General features: G+C 50.3%; 18 protein-coding genes. 1 reads left to right on the forward strand and 17 read right to left on the reverse strand.

What is annotated here, in order from left to right; translation table 11 throughout:
• Positions 1 to 83: 83 nt before the first annotated feature.
• From DPQ25_RS12640 to DPQ25_RS12715, 16 genes are all read right to left on the reverse strand, one after another.
• Entirely contained in the window at positions 84 to 1,076 is a 993-nt protein-coding gene (locus tag DPQ25_RS12640) for a GH25 family lysozyme (RefSeq protein ID WP_112333541.1), read from the reverse strand.
• 11 nt (positions 1,077 to 1,087) lie between these two features.
• Positions 1,088 to 1,687 carry a gp53-like domain-containing protein gene (locus DPQ25_RS15350; protein ID WP_112333542.1) on the reverse strand — a complete coding sequence of 200 codons (600 nt, stop codon included), beginning with the start codon at positions 1,685 to 1,687 and terminating at the stop codon, positions 1,088 to 1,090.
• A gap of 2 nt (positions 1,688 to 1,689) precedes the next feature.
• The gene (locus DPQ25_RS15240; RefSeq protein WP_262510523.1) at positions 1,690 to 2,610 is read right to left on the reverse strand and encodes a BppU family phage baseplate upper protein; all 921 of its coding nucleotides are present in this window, start codon (positions 2,608 to 2,610) and stop codon (positions 1,690 to 1,692) included.
• Positions 2,611 to 2,667: 57 nt separating this feature from the next.
• The gene (locus DPQ25_RS12655) at positions 2,668 to 2,970 is read right to left on the reverse strand and encodes a DUF6673 family protein (RefSeq protein WP_112333543.1); all 303 of its coding nucleotides are present in this window, start codon (positions 2,968 to 2,970) and stop codon (positions 2,668 to 2,670) included.
• A 63-nt stretch (positions 2,971 to 3,033) separates the two neighbouring features.
• Entirely contained in the window at positions 3,034 to 3,426 is a 393-nt protein-coding gene (locus DPQ25_RS12660; RefSeq protein ID WP_112333544.1) for a hypothetical protein, read from the reverse strand.
• A 340-nt stretch (positions 3,427 to 3,766) separates the two neighbouring features.
• The gene (locus DPQ25_RS12665; protein ID WP_112333545.1) at positions 3,767 to 4,675 is read right to left on the reverse strand and encodes an SPFH domain-containing protein; all 909 of its coding nucleotides are present in this window, start codon (positions 4,673 to 4,675) and stop codon (positions 3,767 to 3,769) included.
• Positions 4,676 to 4,688: 13 nt separating this feature from the next.
• Positions 4,689 to 5,126: an NfeD family protein gene (locus tag DPQ25_RS12670; RefSeq protein ID WP_112333609.1), complete on the reverse strand. Its 438-nt coding sequence runs from the start codon at positions 5,124 to 5,126 to the stop codon at positions 4,689 to 4,691.
• A gap of 270 nt (positions 5,127 to 5,396) precedes the next feature.
• Positions 5,397 to 6,137, reverse strand: coding sequence for an SH3 domain-containing protein (locus tag DPQ25_RS12675; protein WP_112333546.1), 741 nt, complete (start codon positions 6,135 to 6,137; stop codon positions 5,397 to 5,399).
• 15 nt (positions 6,138 to 6,152) lie between these two features.
• The gene (locus tag DPQ25_RS12680) at positions 6,153 to 7,022 is read right to left on the reverse strand and encodes a polysaccharide deacetylase family protein (RefSeq protein ID WP_112333547.1); all 870 of its coding nucleotides are present in this window, start codon (positions 7,020 to 7,022) and stop codon (positions 6,153 to 6,155) included.
• A gap of 132 nt (positions 7,023 to 7,154) precedes the next feature.
• Positions 7,155 to 9,149: an ABC transporter permease gene (locus DPQ25_RS12685; RefSeq protein WP_177577080.1), complete on the reverse strand. Its 1,995-nt coding sequence runs from the start codon at positions 9,147 to 9,149 to the stop codon at positions 7,155 to 7,157.
• Complete coding sequence (locus tag DPQ25_RS12690; protein ID WP_112333549.1) at positions 9,142 to 9,909, reverse strand: ABC transporter ATP-binding protein; 768 nt, start codon at positions 9,907 to 9,909, stop codon at positions 9,142 to 9,144. Before DPQ25_RS12690 ends, DPQ25_RS12685 begins: the two co-directional genes overlap by 8 nt.
• Positions 9,910 to 10,040: 131 nt before the next feature.
• A complete protein-coding gene (locus DPQ25_RS12695; protein WP_112333550.1) occupies positions 10,041 to 10,739 on the reverse strand; it encodes a transglycosylase domain-containing protein in 699 nt (232 codons plus the stop codon).
• Between the two features lie 162 nt (positions 10,740 to 10,901).
• Complete coding sequence (locus DPQ25_RS12700) at positions 10,902 to 11,882, reverse strand: hypothetical protein (RefSeq protein WP_112333551.1); 981 nt, start codon at positions 11,880 to 11,882, stop codon at positions 10,902 to 10,904.
• Positions 11,883 to 11,887: 5 nt separating this feature from the next.
• Positions 11,888 to 12,622, reverse strand: coding sequence for a class I SAM-dependent methyltransferase (locus DPQ25_RS12705; protein WP_112333552.1), 735 nt, complete (start codon positions 12,620 to 12,622; stop codon positions 11,888 to 11,890).
• 47 nt (positions 12,623 to 12,669) lie between these two features.
• Positions 12,670 to 13,659: a sensor histidine kinase gene (locus DPQ25_RS12710; RefSeq protein WP_112333553.1), complete on the reverse strand. Its 990-nt coding sequence runs from the start codon at positions 13,657 to 13,659 to the stop codon at positions 12,670 to 12,672.
• Positions 13,660 to 13,664: 5 nt separating this feature from the next.
• A complete protein-coding gene (locus DPQ25_RS12715; RefSeq protein WP_177577097.1) occupies positions 13,665 to 14,339 on the reverse strand; it encodes a response regulator transcription factor in 675 nt (224 codons plus the stop codon).
• Positions 14,340 to 14,516: 177 nt separating this feature from the next.
• Here DPQ25_RS12715 and DPQ25_RS12720 point away from each other — a divergent pair, with 177 nt between their 5' ends.
• Positions 14,517 to 15,665 (forward strand): glycerate kinase, encoded by a 1,149-nt coding sequence (locus DPQ25_RS12720; RefSeq protein ID WP_112333555.1) that lies wholly within the window; start codon positions 14,517 to 14,519, stop codon positions 15,663 to 15,665.
• 231 nt (positions 15,666 to 15,896) lie between these two features.
• On the opposite strand, the gene DPQ25_RS12725 is transcribed toward DPQ25_RS12720, so the two are convergent.
• On the reverse strand, positions 15,897 to 16,763 hold the full coding sequence (locus DPQ25_RS12725) for a metallophosphoesterase family protein (protein WP_112333556.1): 867 nt from the start codon (positions 16,761 to 16,763) through the stop codon (positions 15,897 to 15,899).
• Between the last annotated feature and the right edge of the window lie 20 nt (positions 16,764 to 16,783).

A 16,783-nucleotide genomic window follows, 5' to 3' on the forward strand; every position in this document is an offset into this window, starting at 1 on the left:
CAGTATGGTCAGAACGCTTCCAACCGCTGCCAGGGCCGTGCAAATCTGAGTGATATTCCCGATTAATTCCATTTGCGCCTCCCTTATACGGCCTGCACGCCGCTCAGGGGGACCCAGGAATAAATCTCCTTCAGCAGTACCCGGCCGCTCTTGACCTGCTGGACCGTGTAGGTGTTCCCTTTAACATAGGAGGGAATCGCCGCGCCGTTGATGTATTGGCTGCCGGTTACCTTCACCTTGCCGCCTACCTCGATCTTTTTCGGCTCGGAAGGAGCGGGCGCGGCGCCTGGAAGATGGACAACCTGTCCGGCATAAATTAGGTTCGGGTCTGTAATCTGAGGATTGGCAGAAAGCAGCGCCTTGAGGGAAATACCGGCTTTTTGTGCAATCCCACTGAGCGTATCTCCGGATTTTACGGTATAGCCTGTAGCAGAATTGTCCGGCTTTACAGGCTTTGCGGGTTCTTCTTTCCTTCCATATTCTTTAAAGCAGGTGTCCAGGTCCACGTTTCCGTTGATTCCATTGACCCTACCGCTTGAGGAAGTCTGCTGGATCGCGCACTCGTAGTCCGGCCCGCCACTGTAATCCGCCAGCCAAAGCTCATAGCCGGAGAGCTCATCCAGATCCAGGCGATTGACGATGTAATCCTTATTGGTGTAAACGCCTACCAGTCTGTACCGCTGCTTCATTTTCTCGCAAAAGGCCCGAACCACCGCGGTCCGGCTCTCCCGTGTGTAGCGGACACCCGCCTTCTGTGCGTAGGCTTCAGTGTCGTATTCAAAGTCGTAAAAGACCGGGTATGTAAGCTTGTCCCTATAGGGCGCAAGAATTTTGTCACAGACCTGCGCCTCCAGAAGCGCATCGCCGGCATCCAGCGCATAGCAGAACCAATAGGCCCCCACCGCAATACCGTTTTCCAGTGCTCCTGTAATATTGGCCTCGAAGCAAGCGTCCTTTTGCTCCTCATACTTACCGTACCCAGCGCGGATAATCGCGAATTTTACTCCCTCTGACGCCACCTTTTTCCAATCAATTGCTCCGTTGTGCTTACTGACGTCAATTCCTTTTTGTTCCATTTTTCACACTCCTACTTATATCTTCCGATGGCCATCCAGCTAAACATTGACGATGTATTGGTTATCAGCAAGCCGCTGTTTGATGAGATCTTCAGCTTCGCGCTCCCTACCTTTTTATCGCCTATAACTAAAGAGGGCAGATAGAGCGGCGAGTAGAAGCTATCCCGCGTAATACTGACTACATATTGAGTGTCCCTAAACGGCTGCTCGAAGACGATTTCTGTTTGCCCCTGGGCATCGATCTGATAGGTTCTTTCCCCCCACTGAATCATGGTACCATCCGGAAATTTTGTCCAATAAATATTCAAACCTTTTTCGTTGTCCCCGCTCTCAATATCCAGGCCGCCGGAGGGGCCTTGCGGGCCCGCTGGTCCCTGAGGGCCCTGTGGTCCAGCGGGTCCGGTGTCTCCTTTATCCCCCTTTGCCCCCTGCGGACCAGGGTTTCCCTGGGGACCCTGCAATCCTTGTTTTCCTTGAGGCCCCTGACTGCCGGTATCCCCCTTCGGGCCCTGTACGCCTTGCTTGCCCTGCGGCCCCTGCGCGCCCGTATCGCCTTTGTCGCCCTTCGGGCCTTGCGGCCCCATGACATTTCCAATAATGTATTCTGCCATCCTTACTCCTCCTCAATGGTAAAAATCAACTGGCCGTCGCGTAGGGAAAGGGGCGGCTTTTCCGTATGGTCGGCAACAACTACGGTCAAATCGCCGTTGGCGGCCACATACATACTGTAAAAGCCGTTGACAGCGGCGGTAATACCGCTGTCGCCGCGCTCCCCTTTTTCTCCCTTGTCGCCTTTTGGGCCCTGTATGCCCTGTGTCCCTTGCGGTCCTACTGCGCCTTGTGGCCCTACCGGACCTTGCGGCCCCTCCGGCCCCCGTTCACCCTGTTCACCTGTCTCGCCCGCAGCGCCTGCATCTCCTTTAGGCCCCTGGGGGCCAACGGGACCTGTCTCGCCCTTAGGGCCCTGGGGGCCACGTTCTCCCTGGGGGCCGTTAAAAAATCCGGAATCCCGTTTTTCTATCAGGTCCTCCTTAACAGCTGTTGCCTCCGCGACCTGTTTGGCCGATTCATCACAGACCTCCTGCAACTCCTCTGTCAGAGAATTTACCTTTTCCAAGGCCGAGGTTAAAACCGAAAATTCGTTGCTGCTTTCAATCGCCTGGTCCGATACCGAGCTCAGAATCCTGATAACCGGGCAGGTTACGCGTAAATTAGACTGATCCTGAAATTCCACCCGGATTTCAGCATCGGTAACCCTCCCCGCCGCCGCACAGCTTTGCGAGGTCAGCAGCACGGACACTCCGCCGGGCTCTCTGTCCTGATCTAAAAGCATTGCCGGTAAATACTCCGATCTGCCGTCCGGTTTTGTAAAATAGAACGTCACCATCGCCCCTGTCAGATCGACCGGCTCAGAGCTCGCCAAAATTTTAAATCTCAGTAAACGGCTTTGCACCTCCCCTTGTTTCACCAGCACATGCGGAAGCTGCTGTGTGTTGTCGGTCCAAACCTCCAATTGAATGTCTTTTTGTACCATATTCCCCCTCCATTTCTACCCGGTACGCATACAAATGATTTCAGCCTCTCCTCCTTCCTATAGCATGTCAGGCCGGCTGCGGATTTCATAAAAGGCCCGAAAAAACTCATTGACCGCATCATAACCCGATCTTAAATTCTGTCTTCGGCCAAATAAGCGCCGTGCCGTTCCCTTTCCAAAGGCCGTATCAAAAAAGCGGCAAATGGCGCCCATCTGCTCACGGAGGCTTTCACACCAGTCTACATCCTTTCGCTCCAGCGCCCCGAGCTCCTGTGACAGATTGCACAAAGCTTTTTGAACACGTCCCGCAGTCTCCAGATCATAGAGGTCCAACGGCAGCTCAACACCGTTAATCCGCATTCCTTCCTCCCCCTTTTAGGTTACTAGCTTTATTATAAGACTCAATAGGCGGACAAAACGGACCTATTCCGTATAGGTCTTTAAAAAACGGTCCGCCGCCTTTCGTACACTGTCCGCCGTATTACCCCCACCAACCTGAAGGGCGACTTGGGTCCAATTCTTTCCATCAACGTAACGGCCCGTAAGTATTTGGCGTATCAGGCTGTCATCAATTAACGCAATAAACCGCTGCAACCGCCTATACTCCAGCAAACACAGCTGTAGGTGGCTGTAAAGCTCCCACCTGTAGCCGGACAGCTGCTTCTCCAGGCAGAGCATCTCAAAAGCGCCGTCGCCCGGCGCAGCATTCCAGGCTCTTAAGTCTGACTTCAACACATCCAGCCTGGACAACCGTTGTTCATTTTGTTTGATCTCACGTCCTATGTCCCCCAGCTGTGACAGCTCCCGCTTTGTCATTATCCTCTCTCCCTTCTTTTTAGGCGCGCCTGCTGTTTCTCGTGTACCAGCTCATCTCCTTCCGATAAATTTCATTGTGGAAATAAAAAATAAAACTCCCTGTTTAAACATTCATTTAAACAGAAAGTTTCGTCTATCAATAAGCTTCCGGTATCTTCTACCCTAAACAATTTATGCGGTGTTGTCAATAGGCTGCTTAAACATTATTCATCATCGTCTTTTGTATTCACCCTTTAAAAAATAATGCTGCAATTAAGCCCCTTCAAATAAAAAACCGGCAGACCTTTGACGTCTACCGGTACTGCATGGCTCCCTGTCAACCGCTGCGCGCGGGCGTTCATTATTTAGCCGCCGGGTCGGAGGAAACCAGTTCCTTGATGGAAGTAGTCAAGCCGGCAAGCCCCTGTATGTTGGAAGGAATAATAATCTTGGTTGCCTTGCCGTCCGCCACCTTTTGGAAAGCCTCCAGGCTTTTAATTGCCAGAACCCCTTCTCCGGGATTGGCCTCGTTGACCAGACGGATACTATCCGCCATTGCCTTTTGCACTAGAATAATCGCTTCCGCTTCGCCCTGCGCCTCGCGGATGCGGCTCTCCTTTTTTGCGTCGGCCGCCAGGATTGCGGACTCCTTCTGGCCCTCCGCAATCAGGATAGCGCTGCGCTTTTGACCCTCTGCATCCAGGATGATTGCGCGGCGATCGCGCTCTGCCTTCATCTGTTTTTCCATGGAGTCTTGAATCGCCGGCGGCGGCAGGATATTTTTCAGTTCCACGCGGTTCACCTTGATGCCCCAGGCATCCGTGGCCTCGTCCAAAATAGTCCGGATTTTCGTGTTGATGACGTCACGGGAGGTCAGTGTGCTGTCCAGCTCCAGCTCGCCGATAATATTACGCAGCGTCGTCGCCGAGAGATTTTCAATAGCTGAAATCGGGCGCTCCACGCCGTAGGCATAAAGCTTCGGATCTGTAATTTGAAAATAAACGACGGTGTCAATCTGCATCGTCACGTTATCTTTTGTGATAACAGGCTGAGGCGGAAAATCGATCACCTGCTCTTTTAAAGAAACCTTCTTTGCTATCTTATCCAAAAAAGGCACTTTAAAGTGCAAGCCTGTTCCCCAGGTAATGCGGTAAGCCCCGAGACGTTCCACAACAAACGCATGCGCCTGCGGCACAACCTTAATATTTGCAATTAATACGATGAGCACCAAAACCACTAACGCTAAAAAAATATATAACGCTGTTGGCATAACTACAACCTCCTCAATTTTTAGGAATTGGGTTTACAACTAATTTCACACCAGTGATTTCCTTCACCAGAACACTGCTGCCGGCGGGAATTACGCCCCCGTTTTCAGAACGGGCCGACCAAACGCTGCCCATGACCTCAACCTGGCCCTTCCCCTCAGAATTATTCACCTCTACCAATATGGTACCTGTTTTACCGATGTAACGGTCTGCGTTCGTGTCTTCCTTTTTTAAATGAAGTAATTTTCTGGACAGGGGTCTCGTTGCCAACAGTGTCACTGCGCTAACCAAAACATACAAAAGACATTGCAGCCATAGCGGCGCATCAAATAAGCTGACAATCAACGCCACAATTCCCCCGGCTACAAACCAGATGGAAACCAGTTGATTGGTCAACGCTTCAATGATGACTGCCAGTACAATTGCTGCAAACCAAACAAGCGCCATTGGCATTGCTATCTTCCTCCATTTCTCATTTTTACCACACAGCACAACCTTATTCTGCGGTGCACCGCCCAAGCCGGCATTGCCTGTTGGTATGTGGATAGTATAGCATAAATCGGAAGCGAGCACAAAGTCAAAAAAACGTGTAAATCCACCGTTTTTTATCTTTTTTAGAAAGCTGCTCATTCTACCACCCCAGGGAACAGCCAGGCGTCACCAGGGTCAGCCCCCCATTACTTTAAAGGAAAAAGAGCCTTCTCTGCGAAAGCTCTTTTCTTTTTATACCCGTATAAATGAAGCTGAGGCATAGCCTACCGTCCCATTATAATTGACCACATACCAGTCTTGCCACCTGCCCAGCACAGTAACGGTTGCCCCTTTTGGGATTTGGCCAACCACCTGTGCATCTGTGCTTGGCCTTGCCCGGATGTTCAGCGGGCTGCCTTGTGTGACCACTGTCCCCTGTTTGGGCGCTTCCACATTACTGATAAAGGGAAGCCCAAAATATTCCGTCAGGCTTTTCACAATATTTTTTGCAATGGCATCGATGTTGTTGCGAATCCAATCGGCATCCTGAACATTATCATGGTAGGCGATTTCAATTAATACTGCAGGCGCGTTTGTCTTTGTCAGTTCAACCAGCGTTGTCGTCGGCAATGCCCGGACCTTGCTAGGATCCGGATAAATTTGTTTAAAATTCTGGGCAATAATGTCGGCAGCCCGCTTACCTGCGTTACTGTACTGGTAATAGTAGACGTCCGTACCCTGAAGCTTTCCGCTCAGGTGTTCCGGCGCTGCGTTGGAGTGGAGCGCCAGGTGCAGGTCATAGTAACCGGAATTAGACTCCCGAATGGCCTGAGCCAGACTTGTGCCCACCGTATTGCGGCTGTACTGGATACCGTTGGCCCTCAAATATGGAACCATTGCATCCGCTACCAGGTTCATATAATACTGTTCGTCTCCCCCGCCTACATACTTGTTGTAAGGCTGTAAAGAGGGGCTTAAATAAATAGTTGGCATAGCTGCTTCTTCCCTTCAATCTAATATTTCACCAAAAAATTCTGCGCTGCTCTTTTTACCGGTGCGGAGGAACCTGCCAAGCTCATATAGGCTCTCCGGGTTTCTGCTGATAGTATTGACCTTGCTTTCGCAGGTAAATGTACAGCGAAATCCCATCTCTTTAATCAGCTCCGCTGTTTTTTCACTTTTCGCGCCAAACGGGTACACAAAGCACGAGGGCTCATATCCTGTGTTTTCCTTCATTCTCTGCTGCATCTTCACAACATCTCCGGCCAGGCGTTTTTGATAGGCCTCATCTGTTTCACCGGCCATCTTTTTGACCCCTACCTTTCCTTGCTTGTTGGTGTGCAGATCATAAGTATGGTTTTGAAACTCCACCAACCCGCTTGCCATCATCTCCTTGATTTCATCCCATGTAATATGTGAATACGGAATATGTTCGTCTGTTGTTGCGCTGAACTTATCCGTACAGGAGCCAATGGGCGCTATAACGATTTTCATGTTATACTGTTTAGCCAGAGGGTATGCGTAATAATAATTGTTGTAATAGCCATCGTCAAAGGACAGGATGACCGGCTTTTCCGGCAGTTCTTTTTTTCCGTCCACAAAATCCAGTAAATCCTGCACGTTTACCGCTGTGTACCCCTTCTCTTTTAAATATTTCATATCATTTTCAAGCACTTCTGGAGAAATCACATATTTTCCCTGCAGGTCCGGGTCCTTCAATAAGCTGTGATACATAATAATAGGGATTTGAACTTCCCTCTGTTTTGAGGCTACATTCTGGGCGGACTGCAAGTAAGAGGCTGCCAATACGCCCGCTATACCGGCCGCAACCACCAGCAAGCCCGCCAAAGCCCGCTTCAGCTTAAAAATTAAATACATCGCCCTGCCCCCTTACCCTACTAAATATATCGCCGGGCGGTTGGAAATATGTAGCGGGACAGGTCATAAAAGTGAAAAAACGGGCATCATCTTCAAAGATGACGCCCGTTTTTCAAGTAGCTTTTTCTTTATTCAGGACTGAACAATCCTGTAATAGGCATGTGCTGTTATCTGATACACAATGAAATATACCAATGCAAAAACAACCGCTGTTGCCAGCGTACACAGGAAAAACAGACCGGTATTATATAGGTTGAACGCAATCAATACCTTGCAAAGCACCGGAAAGGCCACGGCTGTGTGCAAAAAGGCCAACCCTAGAGGCAGAAAGAAAACCATTAAAACCTGCTTTTGTATGGTTTTCCGAATTTCACTATTGCTCATACCGACATTTTTCATAATATGGAACCGCTTATTATCGTCGAACCCTTCTGTAATTTGTTTATAATAGATAATTAAAACCGTTGCAATCATAAACATCAGCACGAGGAATATGCCCACAAACAAAAGGCTGCCATACATCCCATAAAAATCCTGCCGGGCATCATCGATATTATCGACAATGGAAAGACGGTCAACCCGTTCGTTAAATGCATCCCGCATCGTGTTGTAATAAGCTTCTCGGTCCCCCTCACCTTCTACGTCAAAATAGTAATAGTACTGAAGATACTTCTCCCCGAACATTTCCGGGTCCGGGTTGTTTCGGTTATAATCAGCTACTATTTTTTCAAGATCGTCCAAAGACGGCAGGATGACAAGCATCCTGTTTTCGAGCCCCATCTGGTTATATTCCAGCGAGGCGTCGATGGCGTCCAAGGTTTTCGCAACGCTGAACGAAGTCTCCCCGATCTGGATGGCAGCGTCCAGCGGCTGCTCATAAGTGGAATAGACCGCCGCCTCCCCTTCTTGAAGCGAAATACTCTCGCCGGTATATTCCTCATAGTACTCTTTTGTAATACAACTCAACAGTCCAATGTAATTGTAGTCAGCGGAACCATCCGGAAAAAGATTCAAGCCCTTTTCTGTATATGCAATGGCAAAATTAACCATGCTGTAGCCGATTTCATTTTTAATGCTGAAGCCATATCGGGCAGCATGCTCTTCAGCCGCCTGGTCCAGCAAGGGGCGGGGATTTTTGGTATCCATACAGGTCACCTGTACTTCACGCGGGAACCTTGATTCAAGGATATCCTCCTCCCCTAAAAACAGACTGAAGCAGGTAGACAACGTTACCAAAACAGCGGTAGACAAAATACAAATTGTCGCCAATCCAACTGCATTTTGTTTCATGCGGTAAATCATACCGGACACCGAAATAAAATTGGAAGGCTTGTAATAAAACCGCCCGTTTTTTCGCAGCAGCTTCAGCATCGCAATGCTGCCGGCAATAAACAGACAGTACGTTGCCAGCACCACAAGGAGTACGGCCAGAAAAAATATTCCCACTGCCTCTTGAGCCGATTTCACGGACAGTGCCAAGCCATACCCCCCTGCCAGGAACAGCGCGCCTGCTCCTGCCAGAAACCAACGGGCCTTGGGCTCTCGCTCGCCAGTTTTATCACTGTGCAGCAGCATAATGGGATCCGAGCGAAAAACGCTTACAATATCATAGAGCAGCACCAGGCCGAATATCACGGCAAACAGCACAAAAGTCCACCAAATGGGCCCTACCGGAATTTGAAAGGCAAGCTGAACCGTAAAATGGGCAGCCTTAGAAAATAATAAAAACATAAGTTGGCTAAACAGCGCCCCGCATATGATTCCCAGTACCATGCTCAGCACCGCCGTGTAAAGAACCTCCCACAGCATTACAAGGGATATATGGCGCTTTTCCATGCCCAGAATACTGTAAAGGCCGAACTCCCGCTTTCTGCGTTTCATGACAAAGCTGTTGGCATAAAACAGAATAACAAGCGCCATAAACGCACAGATCGGCACAGAGGCCTGCAAAATCGTCCCCATCGACCGGGCGCCTTTCATACCGCTTTCCACCACCATGATCTTAATGGCGCTCAGCATGTAATATAAGGAAACCACCAAAATGCCGGACAGTAAATATGGCAAATAAAAGCTTTTATTCTTACGCAAATTTTCCGCCGCCATGCGCGGGTAAAAAAGTCTACTCACCATCCTTCCCTCCTGTAGCCAGCACGGTCAAAGTGTCCGATATTTTCTGGTACATCTCCTCGTTGCTGCGGCCTCCGCGGTAAAGCTGGTGATACACACTGCCATCCTTAATAAATAGCACCCGGCCCGCGTGGCTGGCCGCCTTGGTGCTATGCGTAACCATCAGAATAGTCTGCCCCAGCGCATTGATCTCTTCAAAAATCCGCAGCAGGCTGTCCGTGGTCTTGGAGTCCAGCGCGCCGGTCGGTTCATCCGCTAAAATCAGCTGCGGCTCCGTAATTAACGCCCGCGCCACAGCGGCCCGCTGCTTTTGTCCGCCGGATATCTCATAGGGGTACTTATTAAGAATATCCTCTATCCCGAGCATACGTGCAATGGGTATAATCCGCTTGCGCATTTCAACCACCGGTGTCTTGGCCAAAACAAGCGGTAAGAAGATGTTATCCTGGATCGAAAAGGTATCCAGCAGGTTAAAATCCTGAAAGACAAAACCTAAGTGATTGCGGCGGAAGGCTGCCAGCTGTTTTTCCGGGACCTCTGATAAATTCTTCCCGTTCAGAAGAACCTCCCCCGCTGTAGGCCGGTCTAGCGAGGCTAGAATATTGAGCAGGGTTGTTTTTCCAGAACCGGATTCGCCCATAATTGCAACATATTCTCCCTCCTCTACTGAAAAGCTGACATCTGCCAGCGCCTGTACCTGCGTGCCGCCGAAACGGGTTGTATAGATCTTTTTTAGCCGGTTTACTGTAAGAAGTGCCATAAACAGGCTTCCCCCTTTATCAAATTCATTACCCTCTTAGTATAAATGACCGCCGCCGGCGCTACCATCGATTTAGCTTACATTTCTTCTCGCCTAACTTACGCTCATGTAAGAATCCGGGGGCTTTGCGGTCAGCCGGCAATAGCCGCCGCCTTCTCGCCGGTAAGGTAGCCGCGTTCTACCATCTGTTTTATTACCTGCTTTTGGCGCTGCTTTGCCAGGCCTGGATTCACCGTCGGCGCATAAACGGAGGGTGCGTTCGGAATCCCCGCCAGCATGGTGCACTCGCTGTCCGTCATCTCTCTGGGCGTTTTGCCAAAATATCCCTCGCAGGCATCGCCAACACAATAATAGCCATTGCCAAAATAGATCGAGTTTAGGTAAAGCTCCAAAATCTCATCTTTGCTGTAGGTATGCTCTATTTTAAACGCCATAAAAATTTCCGCAAATTTGCGGGTAAACTCCTTTTTTTGCGTAAAAAAAAGATTTTTAGCCAACTGCTGTGTAATGGTACTGCCGCCCTCTACCAAGCTCATTGCTTTGATGTCATTCCACACGGCGCGGGAAATAGCGATGGGGTCGATGCCGCCGTGCTTATAAAACCGGTGGTCCTCCACAGCGATAACCGCGTCTAAATAAGTTTTAGGCAACGCGTTCAATGGGGTATAGTTCGGCTTGCTGCGAACCTTTTCCACTGTCTCCTCCAGGCTCGCCTCTTTCAGCGCCTGGTCATACATCTCATACCCCTTAAACGCCAACCAAACAAACGTACCAATTGCCACAATCAGCAGCAACCCAACGCACCACTTAATCCACCTGAATATTTTCATTGAATCACACCCTTTGACCCTTCTATCTATGTTCCAGGCGGCGGCCTCTTCCGCCGCTCTACAATATTATCATAGACCTAACAACGGCGGTATTCCATTGATTTCACTTACATTTAAAAAAGAAACCTTACATCGGTGTAAGGTTTCTTCCCATTTTTTGTATCAGCGCGCAGAACTGCTGATATGATCGCCAAGCCGAAAGGTCTGGTTCCCCCGTGCTTGTACAAAGACCCCTGTTAATTGGAAACGGGGACTTTCATTTCTGCGGCGCGATGGCTTGGCATAAACCAGCTGCCCATCCGGTTTTTCTGAAAGGCTATCCGCACAAAAGATTGCAGTCGGACCGTTGCAGCCGCCGATCATTCCTATGCTGCCGGCCTCCATACAACCTTCCTCCTGAAAAGAGCTGTCAAAGGCCAAACGAATCTTCTGCGGCGGTGCAGGTGTGCAGGTGTAGACAGCAGAGGCGATATAGAGCGGCGCGTGGTTGAGCATGGCTTCCTCCTGCACAGGATGCTGAAAAGTAAAAGTGAGCTCTTCTCCTGTAAACGGATACTGCCACTTTATCAATTTTTTTTGCCGTAAACCAGCTTCCAAGGAAAATGAAGCTGACAATGGATAGAAGACCTCGCGTTCCCGAACTGTCAGGGCCAGAGAGCCGATATTCTCCTGCGTGCTCCGGTGTTTATACGGCAGACAGAAACGCTGGCAGGCAAAGAATTGCTGCTGTAAGCAATCCGCATAAGCCTCCCGCCATTCCGCCAATGCCTCCTGGTTCCACGGCGTTCTGGCGGAAGCACTGCTTGAAAAATCCGTACAGACAAGGCCATCCACACAAATATTCTGTAAGGATAACCGGCGGACGGGTGACTCCTGCTCTATTTGATGTTCGAGTGCAGAAAGCAACGGGTCCCCTTCCCCGTCGTAGCGCTGGTATTTTTGATAAAACAGGTTGAGCTCTCTTTCGCTCAAAGGTTGAAGTACATCGAATACTAAGCCCTGCTCAAAGTGATAAAGCGCCGGAATGGTGTATAAGCACCCATCGCACCGAAATGCCCAATACACCCACTGCGGCCTGCCGGCCTTGCCTTTAGGCTCCCGCCACAGACTGGAATCAAATGAAACGTTCATCGGCATCGCCACGGCCACTACTTCTTTTGAGCCGCAATAATCAGCATCATCGGCCGGCGGAGCTCGTCACGCATGCCCGGCACGGTGTCGAGCAGACGAACCGGCGGCTGCGGCTCCTGCAGGCCGGTAATATGAAAGCCGTGCTGCAGCAATACGTTGATGTAAGTTGTCAAGGTGCGGTGGTATTTCACCACCTGTTCCCCTAAAAAATGTGCCTCCCGTTTACCTTCGTAAAAATAGCGGTCCACAGGAAAATGCAGGATGTTCCCCTGGCCGTCATAGATCCAGTCCTGCGTGCCATAGGCAGTAAAAACCGGATGCTCCACCGAAAAGACAAAATCTCCCCCGTGCGGCAGCATAGCAGAAACCTTCGCCACAATAGCAGCAAAGGACTCCAAATAGTGAAAAGCCAGCGAGCTCAGGACAATGTCGAACGAATCCTCTGGAAAAGCAATATCCTCCATGGGGATGCGGCAATAATGAATAACCTCATGGGAATTTTTAGCGCGTGCAGCCGCAAGCATCCTTTCAGAAATATCAATCCCTGTCACTGCAACAGCACCGTGCTCCGCGGCGTAAAGACAGTGCCACCCATAGCCGCAGCCTAAATCCAACACCCGCTTCCCTGCAAAATCCGGCAGCAGCGCCTGTAGTGTTTCCCATTCCCCGGCTCCCTCCAGGCCCTTTTGTGAACGCTCCATTTGCTTGTATTTTTCAAAAAACACCTCATCGTCATATTTATTTTCCTTCATATTCTTCACCCTTTATTTCAAATATAATTTGCATTTACAACCATATGCTATTCAATTTCGATTTGTTCATGGGTTAGGCACAGGTAAACCCGTGTTCCCACACCCTTGGTGGATTCAATGCGGATGGAATGTCCCAGCATATTCGCCGCCTGCCTGCACAGCGCAAGGCCAATGCCTGTTGAACGCTTGTCGAGACGTCCGTTGCCACCGGTATAACCCCATTCAAAAACCCGGGGCAGATCCTCGGCAAGAATCCCGATTCCGCTGTCCTCTACCACCACGGTGCATTCAGTCCCCTCCTGCAAATAAACCGAGACCGTCCCCTGGCGGGTGTATTTAACCGCGTTGGTCAACAGCTGCTCAAAAATAAATACCAGCCATTTTTCATCGGTCAGTACCGCTTTTTTAAGATTTCCCAAGCGAAGCTGAATCCTTTTATAAATAAACAGCGGAGCCACTTTTTTCAGGGCCTGATTGACGATCTTTTCAAGAGAATATTCCCTTAGTACCAGGTCCTTGCCGTCTCCCTCAAGCCGCTGATAATGTAAAACCATCTCCACATATTGTTCGACCTTCATCAACTCGCGTCCCAGCGCCTCGCGGTCCAGGCTCTCCTCTTGCAACAAAAGCTGCGCCGCTGCCAATGGCGTTTTAATCTGGTGGCTCCAGCGGGTATAATAGGCAAGCGCGGTATTTTCCCGCTCGCGTAATTCCCCTTCCCGGGTGTTTGCATAGGACTGAAGCAGCTTTGTCAGATCCTGGTAGGCCTGCTCCACCGGGTCGCCCGGTTGTGGAAAGCCCTCAAAATAAGGCACTTGTTTTTTCAAAAACTCCAAGCCTTTTCTCTTTCTCTGAAATTTATAGAAGCCAAGGGACAAGGCCAGCACCCCAAGGCAAGCGATCAATATACAGGTATAAAAAGCAGGCCCCCATGGCAGGCCATACAAGCCGTACACCACGCATAAGACCGACAGCAGCGTTAAAAAGAACAGAATTACAGCCAACCGGCTCTTCAAATACATCAAAAACAGCCGCATCGCCTTTATTCCTCCACCAGATAGCCAAGCCCCTTTTTGGTGGTAATAAACCCGGTCAGGCCGGCCTCCTCCAAATGCTTGCGCAGCCGGGCAATGTTGACCGTGAGGGTATTGTCATCCACAAAGCTATCCGTCTGCCAGAGCTCCTGCATCAGGCTTTCACGCGTAACCACCGTCCCCTTATTTTCGAGAAGCACCTGTAAAATTTTAAGCTCATTACGGCTCAGCTCCAATGTTTGAGTGCCATAGCTCAGCAGCGCGCTGTTCAGGTTGAGGGTTACGCCCTTGTGCGTTAAGATGCTGGGATCCATGCCAAAGGAATAGGTCCGCCGCAAAAGAGCCTGTATTTTTGCCAAAATAACCTTCATTTGAAACGGCTTGCTGACAAAGTCATCCGCTCCCATATTAACAGCCATCACCAAATTCATTTCATCGGTAGCAGAAGAAATAAAAAGGATGGGAACTTTACTGACCCTTCTGATTTTCTCGCACCAATAATAACCATCGTAAAAGGGCAGTGAGACATCTAATAAGACCAAATGCGGCTCAAAAACCGTAAATTCTTCCATAACCGCATCAAACGCCTCTACGGAGTGGACCAGATAATCCCATTGTGCAAGCTGCCGGTCCAGCACGCTCACAATGGTTGGGTCGTCTTCCACTAAAAATATCTTATATATCATTGCCGCAGCGCATCTCTTTCTTTTTTCAATTCAAGCCTCTTTTAAAATGTTAGCGCAAGCTTCAAGCCAAAAGAGGGTTTATGATCTGCCATTAAATTTTACCATAAATTCACCCTATATGCTATAATACTTTCATGGCATAAATCTTAAATTTATCTGAAGGGATTATAAAATATGAAAATTATTTTAGCACCCGACTCTTTCAAAGGCAGCCTTACCGCAGCTGAAGCTGCCTGTTCCATGGAGCGGGGACTGCGCCGCGTCCTCCCGAACCTTGAAATTTTAAAGCTCCCTGTTGCAGACGGCGGCGAGGGAACCATCGGCGCCTTTCATCAGGCTGCCGGCGGAAGCTTTCAGGAAGTTGATGTCACCGGCCCGGTCGGCGACAGGCGAAACGCACGTTTTCTAGTGCTGCCTAACGGCACCGCAGTCATGGAAATGGCTGAAGCAAGCGGAATTGCCGGACTGACACGCCATCAGCTGGACCCGCTTCACGCCACCACCTTTGGTACAGGCGAATTACTGCGGGCCATTTTAGATCACGGCTGCCGCAGCATTATCATGGGCATTGGCGGTTCCGCTACCAATGACGGCGGAGCAGGCATGGCGCAAGCGCTCGGCGCCTGCTTTCTAAATGCACAGGGTCGCGAGCTGGCTCCAGGCGGCGCCGCCTTGCTTGAACTCCAGCACATTGACTGTACCAGGCTGGATCCACGCCTGCGGGAAACCAGCATCACCGTCGCCTGCGACGTTACCAACCCATTATGCGGCGAGCAGGGAGCTTCCGCAGTCTATGGACCTCAAAAAGGGGCCACTGACCAAGATGTAGCGCTGCTTGACCGGGCGCTTGCCCACTATGCCGGGGTGCTCAACCGGGAGTTTGGAATAGATGTTGCCACCGTTGCGGGCGCCGGAGCGGCCGGCGGGCTGGGCGCCGCTTTACTCGCCTTTTGCAATGCCGCCATCCGGCCAGGCATTACTGCTGTGCTTGATGTTATCGGCTTCGATCAGGCGCTCTCAGGCGCAGGCCTCATCCTGACTGGGGAAGGGCGGATCGATGCTCAAACTGCCAATGGCAAGGTTCCCGTTGGGGTTGCGGAACGTGCAAAAGCGCACAGCCCTGGGATCCCTGTAATCGCTATAGCAGGCGGGCTGGGGGAGGGCGCCGAAGCTGTTTTCGCGCATGGAATAGACGCTATTCTGCCGATTGTCGACGAAGCTATGCCGCTCGAGCAAGCAATATTACAGGCGGGAACCCTGCTGGAAAAGGCTGCTGAACGTGCGTTCCGCCTCCTGCTTACCGGGCAAAAGCTTGCTCTATAGACATCCTCCGCATCACTCATTTTAAGTCTTCCTGTTCCATAGGATCGCACTGCTCTGTAAGCGTGAAAAGGGATCGGACCACACCGGCGGTGTAAAAATATTTCTGCGGCGGCAGCTCTGGAAATTCTCACAGACAGTACCCGGTAATCCCACACAGCGCAAAAAAGACTTTCCGTTTTCTTCCTGTGAAGGAGCGGAAAGTCTTTCTGATATCCATAAAAAGCTCACACCCTACGCCGGCGTCAAAACAAATTCACGGGCGGCGCCGTAATAAGCGGCATTTGTCACATATTGATTTAAACGCGGCGTCAATGCGTCTTCATGGGACATATGGATATGCCCGGCCACTACCGCTTTTACCTGAGCATCGTGCGCGCGAATCCAATCGCATATGCGCAGCGTCGCTCCCTCCGGCACCAGAAACGGATGGTAGGGGTGAGAAAGATCCAGACACTGCATTGGGCAGCCACACATCAGCGGGCTTTTCCATTTACCAAGCACATCCGGCAGCAGGCTCTCTACAAAGAGCGGTACATGGAAAAATAGTAGCATTGGCAGCTGTTTCGCCGCGGCTTCCTCCAGTGCCCTCAACTGCTCCTCGCTGAATTGGTTTCTGGAGTTATCCAGGCCCACCAGCATAAGCCCATTCATTTCTTTTACATCAATGGTAAAGTCCCCTGATAAAAACCGGCGGAAAAGCGGAAGATATTTTCGTTTTGTCTCCAACGATTCTTCTTCATGGGGCGGCGCGTAGTCATGATTGCCAACCATATAGAAAACCGGAACCCGCATTTGCCGGAACGCCTCGCCGAGGTATTCCAAGTTTTTGCGGGACGGAAAATCAATGATATCCCCTGTCATGACAATACCGTCCGGTTTTGACTTCTGAATATAGGAAAGTAGCGCCGTAAAGGCCTCCTCGGGCGAAACCCCTCTTCCATTCTCTGCTGTAAAATTTGCGCGGCGGCGGACGCCATGCTTTTGCAGGCGAGCCTCCTCACGGCTGTCCACATAACATAGGTGGGCATCGGTAATATGCAGCAAACGGGTGATCTTAGTAATATTGGGAACAATTATTTTGGTCTGCTCAATACGCAACCAAACCGCCTTCTTTCCGA

The sequence above is a fragment of the Hydrogeniiclostridium mannosilyticum genome (assembly GCF_003268275.1).
In the GTDB taxonomy this organism is placed as follows: domain Bacteria; phylum Bacillota; class Clostridia; order Oscillospirales; family Acutalibacteraceae; genus Hydrogeniiclostridium; species Hydrogeniiclostridium mannosilyticum.

Coding starts and splice junctions, on each gene's coding strand:
- DPQ25_RS12640 (WP_112333541.1), bottom strand. CDS start 1,076: ATGGAACAAAAAGGAATTGACGTCAGTAAGCACAACGGAGCAATTGAT.
- DPQ25_RS15350 (WP_112333542.1), bottom strand. CDS start 1,687: ATGGCAGAATACATTATTGGAAATGTCATGGGGCCGCAAGGCCCGAAG.
- DPQ25_RS15240 (WP_262510523.1), bottom strand. CDS start 2,610: ATGGTACAAAAAGACATTCAATTGGAGGTTTGGACCGACAACACACAG.
- DPQ25_RS12655 (WP_112333543.1), bottom strand. CDS start 2,970: ATGCGGATTAACGGTGTTGAGCTGCCGTTGGACCTCTATGATCTGGAG.
- DPQ25_RS12660 (WP_112333544.1), bottom strand. CDS start 3,426: ATGACAAAGCGGGAGCTGTCACAGCTGGGGGACATAGGACGTGAGATC.
- DPQ25_RS12665 (WP_112333545.1), bottom strand. CDS start 4,675: ATGCCAACAGCGTTATATATTTTTTTAGCGTTAGTGGTTTTGGTGCTC.
- DPQ25_RS12670 (WP_112333609.1), bottom strand. CDS start 5,126: ATGCCAATGGCGCTTGTTTGGTTTGCAGCAATTGTACTGGCAGTCATC.
- DPQ25_RS12675 (WP_112333546.1), bottom strand. CDS start 6,137: ATGCCAACTATTTATTTAAGCCCCTCTTTACAGCCTTACAACAAGTAT.
- DPQ25_RS12680 (WP_112333547.1), bottom strand. CDS start 7,022: ATGTATTTAATTTTTAAGCTGAAGCGGGCTTTGGCGGGCTTGCTGGTG.
- DPQ25_RS12690 (WP_112333549.1), bottom strand. CDS start 9,909: ATGGCACTTCTTACAGTAAACCGGCTAAAAAAGATCTATACAACCCGT.
- DPQ25_RS12695 (WP_112333550.1), bottom strand. CDS start 10,739: ATGAAAATATTCAGGTGGATTAAGTGGTGCGTTGGGTTGCTGCTGATT.
- DPQ25_RS12705 (WP_112333552.1), bottom strand. CDS start 12,622: ATGAAGGAAAATAAATATGACGATGAGGTGTTTTTTGAAAAATACAAG.
- DPQ25_RS12710 (WP_112333553.1), bottom strand. CDS start 13,659: ATGCGGCTGTTTTTGATGTATTTGAAGAGCCGGTTGGCTGTAATTCTG.
- DPQ25_RS12720 (WP_112333555.1), top strand. CDS start 14,517: ATGAAAATTATTTTAGCACCCGACTCTTTCAAAGGCAGCCTTACCGCA.